Origin of the sequence: uncultured Subdoligranulum sp. (assembly GCF_963931595.1) — a bacterium.
GTDB lineage: Bacteria > Bacillota > Clostridia > Oscillospirales > Ruminococcaceae > Gemmiger.
Genome location: NZ_OZ007030.1, coordinates 194,128 through 206,234, shown reverse-complemented (window position 1 = coordinate 206,234; position 12,107 = coordinate 194,128). Strand labels below are relative to the sequence as shown.

Annotated in this window: 8 protein-coding genes and 1 CRISPR repeat array; of the genes, 6 read left to right on the top strand and 2 right to left on the bottom strand. The window is 59.1% G+C overall.

Features of this window, described 5'->3' with window-relative positions; genetic code table 11:
- Positions 1-46 precede the first annotated feature (46 nt).
- From ABGT73_RS01005 to cas2, 6 genes are all read left to right on the top strand, one after another.
- Complete coding sequence (locus ABGT73_RS01005) at positions 47-994, top strand: sugar ABC transporter permease (RefSeq protein ID WP_346667989.1); 948 nt, start codon at positions 47-49, stop codon at positions 992-994.
- Positions 991-1,836, top strand: coding sequence for a carbohydrate ABC transporter permease (locus tag ABGT73_RS01000; protein ID WP_346667988.1), 846 nt, complete (start codon positions 991-993; stop codon positions 1,834-1,836). The genes ABGT73_RS01005 and ABGT73_RS01000 overlap by 4 nt, the downstream gene beginning before the upstream one ends.
- 103 nt (positions 1,837-1,939) lie before the next feature.
- Complete coding sequence (locus ABGT73_RS00995; protein WP_346667987.1) at positions 1,940-4,384, top strand: glycoside hydrolase family 3 C-terminal domain-containing protein; 2,445 nt, start codon at positions 1,940-1,942, stop codon at positions 4,382-4,384.
- A gap of 357 nt (positions 4,385-4,741) precedes the next feature.
- Complete coding sequence (gene cas9 / locus ABGT73_RS00990) at positions 4,742-7,984, top strand: type II CRISPR RNA-guided endonuclease Cas9 (RefSeq protein WP_346667986.1); 3,243 nt, start codon at positions 4,742-4,744, stop codon at positions 7,982-7,984.
- A 12-nt stretch (positions 7,985-7,996) separates the two neighbouring features.
- Positions 7,997-8,887 carry a type II CRISPR-associated endonuclease Cas1 gene (cas1, locus tag ABGT73_RS00985; protein WP_346667985.1) on the top strand — a complete coding sequence of 297 codons (891 nt, stop codon included), beginning with the start codon at positions 7,997-7,999 and terminating at the stop codon, positions 8,885-8,887.
- Positions 8,880-9,200 (top strand): CRISPR-associated endonuclease Cas2, encoded by a 321-nt coding sequence (cas2, locus tag ABGT73_RS00980; protein ID WP_330031161.1) that lies wholly within the window; start codon positions 8,880-8,882, stop codon positions 9,198-9,200. Before cas1 ends, cas2 begins: the two co-directional genes overlap by 8 nt.
- Positions 9,201-9,258: 58 nt before the next feature.
- Positions 9,259-9,485: direct repeats of the CRISPR family, unit length 29 nt; unit sequence ATTATACCATACCAAGAACTGTCAGGGAA.
- Between the two features lie 4 nt (positions 9,486-9,489).
- Here the strand turns inward: cas2 and ABGT73_RS00975 are convergent.
- Both ABGT73_RS00975 and ABGT73_RS00970 read right to left on the bottom strand, forming a co-directional pair.
- Positions 9,490-10,011 carry a WYL domain-containing protein gene (locus ABGT73_RS00975; protein WP_346667984.1) on the bottom strand — a complete coding sequence of 174 codons (522 nt, stop codon included), beginning with the start codon at positions 10,009-10,011 and terminating at the stop codon, positions 9,490-9,492.
- Between the two features lie 495 nt (positions 10,012-10,506).
- Positions 10,507-12,069 (bottom strand): glycoside hydrolase family 43 protein, encoded by a 1,563-nt coding sequence (locus ABGT73_RS00970; protein WP_346667983.1) that lies wholly within the window; start codon positions 12,067-12,069, stop codon positions 10,507-10,509.
- Positions 12,070-12,107: the final 38 nt, after the last annotated feature.

Sequence of the window (12,107 nt, the reverse complement as noted above, 5' to 3'; positions counted from 1 at the left end):
GCCGCACCCCGGTGCGGCAGCCTTTTCCGGAAAGGAACGGTGACCTATGAACAAGAAAAAACAACATCGTCTCAGTTACGCCAAATGGGGCTACATCTTCATCCTTCCGTTCTTTTTGGCCTTCTTCATCTTCTCGCTGATCCCGCTGGTGGACACCGTGCGGTACAGCTTCTATGAATACTACCGCTCCGGCATCAAGGAGATCGGTCCCACCTTCATCGGCCTGGAAAACTATGCCGAACTGCTCAAATCCGACATGGTCGGCTACGCCGGCAACACCCTGATCCTCTGGCTCATCGGCTTTGTGCCCCAGATTGTCATCGCTCTGCTGCTGGCCAACTGGTTCACCGATGTGCGGCTGAAGATCCGCGGCAAACAGTTCTTCAAGATCATCATCTATCTGCCCAACCTGATCATGGCCTCTGCCTTCGCCATGCTCTTCTTCGCCCTCTTCTCCACCAACGGCCCCATCAACTCCATCCTCATGTCCATCGGGCTGACCGATACCCCCATCGACTTCATGGGCACCACCTTCGGAACCCGGTCCCTCATTGGGCTTATGAACTTCCTGATGTGGTTCGGCAACACCACCATCATGCTGATGGCCGCCATCATGGGCATCAGCCCCGACATCTTTGAGGCGGCAGAGCTGGACGGCTGCGGCAGCTTCCGGCGGTTCTTCTCCATCACCCTGCCGCTGATCCGCCCCATTCTGGCCTACACCCTCATCACCTCCATCATCGGCGGTCTGCAGATGTTCGATGTACCCCAGATCCTCACCAACGGCCAGGGCAACCCCGACCGTACCTCCATGACGCTGATCATGTTCCTGAACAGCCACCTGAAGAGCCGCAACTACGGCATGGCCGGTGCCCTGTCGGTCTACCTCTTCATCGTCAGCGGCATCCTCTGCTTCTTTGTCTACCGGATGACCAACGGCAGTGATAGCACCGCCAAACACCGGAAGCACGCCAAAGGAGGAACCAAAGCATGAAACATATCAAAGACAAACGGGCGGAAACCGTCCTGGCCTATCTGGTCCTCATCGTCCTGTCCTTCCTGTGCCTGTTCTTCTTCTACATCCTGCTGGTGAACGCCACCCGCTCCCACGCAGACCTGCAGAAGGGCTTCAGCTGGCTGCCCGGCAACTACTTCCTGGAAAATCTGAAAAACGTGGCCAACGACGGCAGCTTCCCCATGTTCAAGGGCATCATCAACAGCCTGATCGTCTCCAGCTGCTCGGCGGCGCTGTGCACCTACTTCTCCGCCCTGACGGCCTACGGCCTCTATGCCTACCAGTTCAAGCTGAAAAAGGTGGCCTTCACCTTCATCATGGCCATTCTGGTCATGCCCACCCAGGTCACCGCCATGGGCTTCCTGCGGTTGATGACCAACATCGGCCTCTACGACTCGCTGCTGCCCCTCATCATTCCCTCCATCGCGTCCCCGGCGGTGTTCTACTTCATGTACAGCTACCTGGAGTCCTCGCTGCCGCTCTCCCTGGTGGAGGCCGCCCGCATCGACGGTTCCGGTGAGTTCATGACCTTCAACCGCATCGTGCTGCCCATCATGAAGCCCGCCGTGGCGGTGCAGGCCATCTTCACCTTCGTGGGTTCCTGGAACAACTACTTCGTTCCCGCCCTTATCATCCAGTCCAAGGACAAGATGACCGTTCCCATCCTCATCGCCACCCTGCGCGGCGCCGACTATATGAACTTCGACATGGGCAAGATCTACATGATGATCACCGTGGCCATCGTGCCCATCATCATCGTCTACCTGCTGCTGTCCAAGTACATCATCGCCGGCATCACCCTGGGCGGTGTCAAGGAATAAACTGCTTTCCCCTTTTTTCTCCTGTAGTGCGGAAGACCGTCATAGTATCCTGCTATGGCGGTTTTCCGCGTCCTATCCATCATTTCGAGAGGAATTGTACACCATGCAATCTGCACACACCTACAGCGGCAGCCGCCGGGCTGCCCTCTCCCCCCGGGAAAAACGCCACGCCGCCCTGGCCCGCAAGGCAGCCGCCGCGGGCATCGTCCTGCTGCGCAACGACGGCGTGCTTCCCCTGGCCCCCGACAAACCGGTGGCCCTCTTCGGTGCCGGCGCCGGGTATACCGTCAAGGGCGGCATCGGCTCCGGCGATGTGAACAACCGGGCCAATGTCTCCCTTTATGAGGGGCTGCAGGAAGCCGGGGTCGCCCTTACCAGCGAAGACTGGATCACCGACTATGAACACCGCTACACCGCGGCCCGTCTGGCCTGGAAGGACAAGATCCTGGACGATGCCACCAAGGTGGAAAATCCCTTTGACGCCTATGCGGCCAACCCCTTTGTGCTGCCCCAGGGCCGTCCGGTAACTTTGCAGGACCTGATCGGCGCCTCTGCGGCCATCTATGTGATCAGCCGCATCTCCGGCGAGGGCAAGGACCGCACCCCCACCGCGGGGGACTACCTGCTCAGCGACCGGGAAATGGCCGACCTGCGCACCCTGAACGAAGCGGGCCTGCCCCTGGTACTGGTCCTCAACGCCGGGGGCCCGGTGGAACTCACCGACCTGCTGGCGGAATACCGCCATTCCCTGGCTGTCTTGCAGATCTCCCAGCCGGGGCAGCAGGGCGGCGAGGCCGTGGCCGACATCCTGCTGGGCAAGGCCGTACCGGAGGGCAAGCTCACCGCCACCTGGGCCAAACGCTACGCCGACTACCCCTGCGCCGATACCTTCGGGGCCTGCAACGGCGACCTGGAAAAGGAAGACTACGCCGAGGGCCTCTATGTGGGCTACCGCTGGTTTGACAGCTTTGGCATCGAGCCCCTCTTCGGCTTCGGCCACGGGCTTTCCTACACCACCTTTTCCACCGCCTTCACGGCCCTGCGCCCCGGCGATCACGGGGTGGAGGTGGACCTGACGGTGACCAACACCGGTGACCGGTTCACCGGCCGGGAGGTGGCCCAGCTCTATGCCGCCTGTCCCCAGACCGGCACCGCCCGGGAATACCGGCGGCTGGCCGGCTTTTCCAAGACCCGGCCCCTGGCCCCCGGGGAGAGCCAGACCGTGACGGTGGCCGTACCCGCGAAACAGCTGGCGGAGTTCCTGCCCGGGCGCGGCGCCTGGGTGATCCCCGCCGGGGTCTACACCCTCTTTGCGGGGGGCAGCCTGGCAGAGGCCGCTCCCTGCGCCCACCTGACCGTGGACGCCGAGGTGGTGCTGGAGACCACCCATCCCATCTGCCCGCTGCACCATCCCTTCGGGGAGGCGGGCCCCGCCGCCCCGGCCATGGAAAAAGCCGCAGCCGCCGCGGCCCTGGACCTGCCCGCCTTCCCCTTTGCGCCGCTGCCCGACGAAGTTCCCGCTCCGGCTCCCGTGCCGATGGCCGACGGCCCGGTGGAGGAGCTGGTGCCCCTGCTCTACGGCAACATCACCCAGGGCGCCAGCACCCTGGGTTCGGCGGGCATCCGGGTGCCCGGCTCCGCGGGGGAAACCTCCGAGGCGCTGGAAGCCTCCCGGGGCGTCCCCTCCCTCATCATGGCGGACGGCCCCGCCGGGCTGCGGCTGCGGCAGAGCTACCAGGTGGACCCCGCCGACGGTGGGGTGATCCCCACCGGGGTGCTGGGTTCCCTGGAAAACGGATTCCTGGACGCGCCCCGGCAGCTGGAGGGCGCTGACACCTACTACCAGTTCTGCACGGCCTTCCCGGTGGGGACCGCCCTGGCCCAGAGCTGGGACCCCGCCCTGCTGGAGGAATTCGGTCGGGCCATCGCCGCCGAGATGGCGGAGTTCCACATCGACCTCTGGCTGGCCCCGGGCATGAACATCCAGCGCAACCCCCTCTGCGGCCGCAACTTTGAGTACTATTCTGAGGACCCGCTGCTCTCCGGCCTGATGGCCGCCGCCGTCACCCGGGGCGTCCAGGCGGACGGCACCCGGGGGGTCACCATCAAACATTTTGCCTGCAACAACCAGGAGGACCACCGCATGGGGGTGGATGCCCGGGTCTCCGAGCAGGCCCTGCGGGAGATCTACCTGCGCGGCTTTGAGATTGCCGTCAAGACGGCGGCTCCCGCGGCCCTGATGACCTCCTACAACCGGATCAACGGGGTGCAGGCCGCCAACAACCGGGACCTCTGCACCGTGGTGGCCCGGGGCGAGTGGGGCTTTGACGGCCTCATCATGTCGGACTGGAACACCACCGTCCCCGCCGATGGCAGCGAGCCCTGGCGCTGTGCCGCCGCCGGCAACGATGTCATCATGCCGGGCAATCCCCATGATGACGCCGACATCCGCGCCGCCCTGGCGGACGGCCGCCTGACCGAAACCGACCTGCGTGCCTGCGCGGGCCGCCTGATGGCCCTGGCCCGCCGCCTGACGGCGAACCGGTAAATTTTGCTTTCCGGGAAAGAGCGGGAGACGCCGGGATCGCGGGGAGAAGATGATCGTGTACCCGCTCTTCTCCTCAAACGACCGCAAGCCAGGCAATCCTTGCCTATACCGCCAAAACAAGTATAGCAATCCTATTTTTTCTGTGATAGTATGAAGATATCCTACATTTCAGAAAAATCCGATCATTTTCTCCTTTACAAGGCAGAGTGAAAATGCTATACTAAAAACAGTTCTTATACCATACCAAGAACTGTTATGGTTACTACAATAAGGTAGTACACCGTAGAGCTCTGACGCCCTGCTTGCAGGGCGTCATCTTTTTTTATACAAACTTCTTTTCTTCAGGAGGTTGATTCTATGCAGTGGCCGTACGGAATCGGTCTGGACATCGGCGTAGCATCTGTGGGATGGTCCGTTGTGGCCTTGAACGACCAGGCACAGCCCTGCGGCCTGATCTGGTTGGGCAGCCGCATTTTTCCCCGGGCGGAGCAGCCCAAAACAGGAGAAAGTCTGGCAGCCCCGCGCCGCATGGCCCGCAGTATGCGCCGCCGCATACGACGCAAAGCACTGCGCAAGCAGGACCTGTACCAGTTGCTGGAGCAATCCGGGCTTGCCAGCCGGGAAGAACTCTCGGCCCTGTTTGCTGCCGGCCATCTGGAAGATATCTATGCCCTGCGTACCCGTGCGCTGGATGAACCTGTCACAGCCCAGGCCTTTGCCCGCATTTTGCTGCACCTGATGCAGCGCCGCGGATTCAAGAGCAACCGCCGGGCCGCCAACAGCAAAGAGGACGGCATCTTATTGCAGGCAGTCACCCAAAACCGGCAGCGCATGGAAGAACATGGGTATCGCACGGTGGGCGAGATGCTCTATAAAGACCCGTTGTTTGCGGACCATAAACGCAACAAGGGGGAGAACTATCTGTCCACCGTAGGCCGGGACGAGATTGCCCTGGAGGCCCAGGCTCTGTTTGCTGCCCAGCGCGGTTTCAGCCAGCCATGGGCTACGCCGGAACTGGAAGCCGAGTATCTTTCCATCCTGCTGCGTCAGCGTTCCTTTGACGAAGGCCCCGGCGGAGACAGCCCCTACCGCGGTGGCTGGGCGGCACGGGTCGGTTGCTGCACCCTGCTGCCGGACAAGAAGCGCGCCTTCAAAAACACACCTACCTTTGAGCGGTTCACGCTGCTGCAAAAAATCAACCACCTCCGCGTGACAGAAAACGGGCAGACCCGTGCCCTGACGGAGGAAGAACGCGCCAAGCTGCTGGCACTGGCCTACCGGGTGGAAACCATTTCCTATCCCCGCATCCGCAAGGAACTGCAGTGGGGGGAGAATGTACGCTTTGCCGATGTACGCTACGGGGTGGACTGCACTCCCGACAGCTACGAGAAGAAGTACAAGCTCCCCGCCTTAAAGGGTACCCACACCCTGCGCAAGGCACTGCATGCAGATGCCCCGGATTTTCCCCTGTGGGATGAAATTGTCACCCTGCTGGCGCTGCACCGGGACGAAGATGCCCGCCGCACGCTGCTGGCCGACAAAGGTCTGACGCCTGCCCAGGTGGATGCCCTGCTGGGGCTGGATTTTTCCGGCACCGGGCATATTTCCCTGGAAGCCTGCCGGATATTGGAACCCTGGCTGTTGCAGGGTCTGACCTACGACCAGGCCTGCACCCAGGCCGGGCTGGATTTTCGCGCCCACAACTATGCCGAAAAGACGGCCAAACTGCCCGCATCGGCGCCGGAACTGGAGGATATCACCAGCCCCGTGGTGCGCCGGGCTGTTTCCCAGACCATCAAGGTGGTGAATGCCATCATCCGGGAGATGGGGCAGCCGCCGGTATGGCTGCATCTGGAGTTGGCCCGGGAATTGCACCAGACATTGCAGGAGCGCAACAAGGCGCGGGATTCGATGGAGCAGAACGCCGCAGAGAACGAGCGGCTGATGAAGGAGATCCGGGAGACCTTCCATCTGCTGGAGCCCACCGGGCAGGACCTGGTCAAATACCGGCTCTGGAAGGAGCAGGACCACCGCTGTGCCTATTCTCTGCAATACATTGCCCCCGAGCATCTGTTTGAGCCGGGCTATGCCGAGGTGGACCACATTGTCCCTTACAGCATCAGCTTCGACGATACCCGCAGCAACAAGGTGCTGGTTCTGGCTGCCGAAAACCGCCAGAAGGGCAACCGTCTGCCGCTGCAATATCTGCAGGGAGAGCGCCGGGAGAAGTTCATCGTATGGACCAAGACCCAGGTACGCAACTACCGCAAGCAGAAAAATCTTTTGCGGGAATCTTTGAGCGAAGAAGAACAGACCGGCTTCAAACAGCGCAATTTGCAGGATACCCAGTACATGGCCCGCTTTTTGCTGAACTATATCCGGGACCATCTGGCCTTTGCCGATCACCCGGCTGCCGGCAAGCAGCGGGTGATGGCGCTGGCCGGCGGCGTGACCAGTCATCTGCGCAAACGGTGGGGGCTGACCAAGGTGCGGGCGGACGGAGACCTGCACCACGCTCTGGACGCGGCGGTCATTGCCTGCGCCACCCAGGGGATGGTACAGCAGATCTCCGGCTACTACCATCGCATCGAGGGAGCCTATCTGCAGGAGGCGGACGGCAGCGGTTCGGTGCACAGCCGTACCGGCGAGCGCTTCCCCGCCCCGTGGCCCCACTTCCGGGATGAACTGATCCAACGGCTGAGCCAGTGTCCCCAGGACAATCTGCTGCAATGGAACCCCGCCTTTTACAGTCAGTTTGATGTAGCATCCATCCAGCCGGTCTTTGTATCCAGGATGCCGCAGCACAAGGTAACGGGCGCCGCCCACAAGGAAACCATCAAGAGCCCCAAGGCGCTGGACGACGGCCTGCTGGTAGTCAAGCAGCCCCTGACCGCCCTGACGCTGGACAAAAAGACCGGCGAGATTGCAAACTATTACCAGCCGTCCAGCGACAAGCTGTTGTACGAGGCCCTGCGTGCCCGCCTGCAGGCCTTCGGCGGGGATGGCAAGAAAGCCTTTGCCGGGCCGGCGCCGTTCCGCAAGCCCAAGGCGGATGGTACCCCGGGACCGATTGTGCGCAAGGTAAAGCTGTACGAGAAAGCCAGCCTGAGTGTGCCGGTGCACGGCGGACGCGGGGCTGCGGACAACGACACGATGGTGCGGGTGGATGTCTTCTTTGTGCCGGGGGACGGGTACTATCTGGTGCCTATCTACGTATCGGACACCCGCAAGAATGAGCTGCCCAACCGGGCGGTGGTGGCCCACAAGAGCTATAACGACTGGAAAGTGATGAAGGAGGAGGACTTCCTGTTCTCACTGTACGCAGACGATCTCATTGAAATCGAACACAAAACCGGTCTTTCTTTTACTGTTGCCCAAAAGGGCAGCACCCTACCACCCAAGTGGGAGGTCAAACGGGCTTTGTGTTATTACAACAGCATGGATATTTCATCTGGCAACATAAAAGTATTTACACCAGATGGAGCTTACTCGTTACGCGGTATCGGCGTCAAAACCCTTGTCTCCCTGAAAAAATACGAGGTGGATGTGCTTGGCCATGTACGTCCTGTTGGCAAAGAGACCCGGCAGCGGTTCCGGTAAGGCGGTGATTCCATGGCCTACCGCAACCTGATGATCACCACGCCCTGCCGCATTCGCTGCCAACGGGAACAGCTGGTGGTGGAGGGGGAGGTTACCGCCAGTTTTCCCCTGGAGGATCTTCTCTCGGTGCTGATCGAAAGCCGGCAATGCACCCTGACCACAGCGGCGCTGGCCGCCTTGGCCGGGGCCGGGGTCACGGTGTTCGCCTGCGACGAAAAGCATATTCCCTGTGCCCTCACCCTTCCCTTCGCCCGGCACAGCCGTCAGCTGGAGATCACACGGAGCCAGCTGGATTGGACCCAGCCCGCCCGCAATCGGTGGTGGCAGCAGATCGTGCAGGCCAAGATTCGGAATCAGGCCGAATGTCTGTCCCTTTGCGGACGCTGTAAAGAGTCGGCGCTGCTGCGCAGCCGCGCCGAGGGCGTGCGTTCCGGCGACCGGGAGAACCGGGAGGCCACCGCGGCTGCTCTGTATTTTCCTGCCCTTTTCGGAGAAGGTTTTACCCGCAGCGAGGAGGCGAACGCCCGCAATGGAGCGCTGAACTATGGCTACGCCATCCTGCGGGGCTGCATGGCCCGCTGCCTGGCCGTTTATGGTTTTATTCCCTGGCTGGGGCTCCACCACGACAGCACATTGAACGCCTGGAACCTGGCAGACGACATGATGGAACCCTACCGGCCCGTGGTGGACCTGTTTGTGGCCGCTCAGGTGGCTCCGGACGCCCCGCTGGATACCCGCCTGAAAAGCTGTCTGTTCAATCTGCTCAATATGGAGATCCGTTCCGCCGGGCAGCGGCACAGCGTTGCCTACGCCATGGAGCGGCAGGTGCAAAGCCTGCGCAGTGCTGGCAAAGCACTGGTTCTGCCTGCCCTGCTGCCTTTACAACTGCACCGCTATGAATAGATTTATGAGACTGGTCGTTCTGTTTGACTTGCCCGTAAAAACGAAAAAGCAGCGGCATGACGCCACTGCTTTCCGGAATTTTTTGCTGAAGGACGGGTACCACATGCTGCAATATTCGGTCTATGTCCGGGTCTGCAACGGTGCGGACGCCGTACAGAAACACCGCGCCCGTCTGCGGGATCATCTGCCCGACAACGGCGCCATCCGGTTCCTTGTCATCACCGAAAAGCAGTATGCCTCCATTGAGATTCTGCTGGGGCAGATGACCGAGGCCGACGAGCCCTTTGCCGTCCAGCAGCTGACAATTCTATAATTTTTTCTCATACGAAAAAGCGCTTCAGCCCTGTACTGAAGCGCTTTTTTGACAGTCTATTATACCATACCAAGAACTGTCAGGGAACTACAACACCAGCTTTTGCGGTACCGTCAACCCGGAGATTATACCATACCAAGAACTGTCAGGGAACTACAACGATGCACAGATTCCCAAGCATGATGGATACATTATACCATACCAAGAACTGTCAGGGAAATACAACATGCTTCATCTGTTTGAATTTTGCGACATTATTATACCATACCAAGAACCATCTTGCACAGCTTTATGTTTCATACTGGGCCATCAGGCTGCGCAGGTGTTCGCGCATCTGCGCCACCACCGGTTCCGGCCCTTCGATACGGAATCCTTGGGTAAAATGGCAGCACCAGGCAAAAAAGGTGGGGCTGATGTCCACATCCGCTTCCACCCGGTACCAGCCATCCGGTTCCGGCTGCCGCGGCACCACCGGGCCAAAGGCATCGGTGACTGCATCGATCCACTCCGGCTGAATCCGAAACACCACCCGGGTGGGGGTTCCCGTGTACATTGAAAATACACGGCGCTTGTACTGCTCCTTGCTGAAGCGGCGCCCCACCTCGGTCAGTGCCCGGGGCGCCCCGGTAATTTCCAGCTGCTGCATCCGGTCCACCCGGTAACTGACCAGCCGCCCGGGATGGTCTTCCGACTCCCCCACCAGATAGTAAAATCCATCGTTGAATACCGTTCCCACCGGACTGACCCGGTACTGTCTGGGTGTGCCATCCGCCCCGCAGCGCAGCCTGCGATTGCGCAGATAATAAAACACAACCTGCCGTGTGATGGACCCGGACAACCTCAGCCATTACTTTTCGCGGATTCTGCGGCAACTGCACCTGGAACATGTCAAATTTCACGCCATGCGACACACGTTTGCGACACGCGCTATCGAAAACGGCATCGACGTTGCAACGGTATCGGGCCTGCTGGGCCACGCCGATGTGACAACTACCACTCACTTCTATGTTCATCCTCGGGATGAAGCGATGCGAGCCGCTATGCGTGGCATTGTACCCGTAGGAACAGTGAAATTCGGAAACGGCGCGTAGGCGAATAGACATTTTAGGAAGTTCGAGCATATACAACATTCGTTATGCTGTTCTATTCGCTACCTAAACAAAGGCTTGCAAGTCATCAATATCGTCCACATGCAAAACCTCGTAAGTTGTTTTTGATTCGCTCGGATTCCATATATTGCATGAGCCTCCTTCTTTTTTCAAAAGAAGGAGGCTCATGCGCATGTTTAATACATGAAAGTAATAGATTACTCCGTGGGAAGCTCGCGATAGGTCATCGTTTCAAAATCAGAATATCCACCAGCGTCTTCCCCATTGCCCGAAGCGTATAACCCTAGTGTGCAGCCGACAAAACCACCGGCATGTTCCGTGCTTAAAGAGCGCAGGTCGATACCAGAGGCAGCTGTTTTCCATTCGGTACCGCTTTGGTAAAGTACGCTGGCAACAAGCCCTTCTACCCGCAGTTTCAGCCGGATGGCAGCCTGGGGCTGCATATCGATTTGCGCCAGAGGGTTGTCTTTGCTGTCTTTGCACAGAAAAACAACAAGTTTAACGCCCGAATCATGGGGATAGCATTCTGCCCGCAGATGATTTTCATTGCTTTGAACCATGGCAATGCCGGCGCAATCACTCTCTTTGCAGAAATGCGGGATAAAGCTGGTTTCAAATTCGCAATTCCAGTGTTGCTGACGCAGCGCGAGGTATGCAGGCTCACCGCAATCCTTCAAGCTGTCGCAACGATGGAAAAGACGGACAAAATGCCCTTCTGCGTGCAGTTCCAGTTCATAATCGCGGTGATTGCGCAAAGTCAGCAATTCCGGCGGCAGAGAAGGGGTATCGAACGTATAGGTTTTACATTGGGGGGCGTCGTCAGAAGGCTGCCCCTCGTAAGGCAGCGTGACCACTTCTTCAAGATGACCGACCCCTGCATTCACGACCGGCCAGCCATCTTCCCAGGTGACCTTTGCCAAAAAGGTTTCACGCCCCAACAACGTGTACCCTTGGTTCGGCCGGCAAGCCAATACAACCATATACCAGTTGCCGTTTCCGTCATCCACTAAGTCGGCATGACCGACGCAGGTAACAGGATATTGGGCTCCCAAATGGCGATGCGTCAGAATGGGGTTGCAGGGGCAGTACTCGTAGGGACCAAACACATTTTTGCTGCGCGCGATCATGACGCTGTGGTGGATGGAAGTACCGCTTTCCGCATGCAAAATGTAATAGTAACCGTCCTTTTTGTACAGGTGAGGTCCCTCCGGCCAAATGGCTTTGCGCTGGAATCCGGTAAGTACAATGGTGGCATCGGGCTTTAACTGCATCGTGTCCAGATCCAGAGTTTGAATCCAAATTTCGCAGTCGCCATTGTAGCGGTACCCGGCAGAACGCGGCCGTTGGCCGATATAATAGCAGGTACCGTCATCGTCAAAAAAGAGACTGGGATCAATGCCGCCGGTAGACTCACCCAAATAGTAAGGCTCGGACCAGGGGCCGCGCGGATCTTTTGCAGTGACGATAAAATTTCCCTGGTCGGACACGTTGGTGGTAATCATATACCAGGTGCCCTTATGGTAACGAATGGTAGGGGCAAAAATCCCCTCGGAATGCTGACAGCCGGACAAAGGAACCTGAGAATCACGATCGAGCACATTGCTGATCAAATTCCAGTGGACAAGATCTTCGCTCTCAAAAACCGGCACACCGGGAAAATACGCAAATGTCGAATGAACCGTATAGAATTTGTTCCCTACCCGGCAAATCGAAGGGTCGGGAAAGAAGCCTGTCATGATAGGATTTTTAACGGAAAGCATAGAAAACCTCCAGGTATAAAGGGGTGATGTTCTGCATG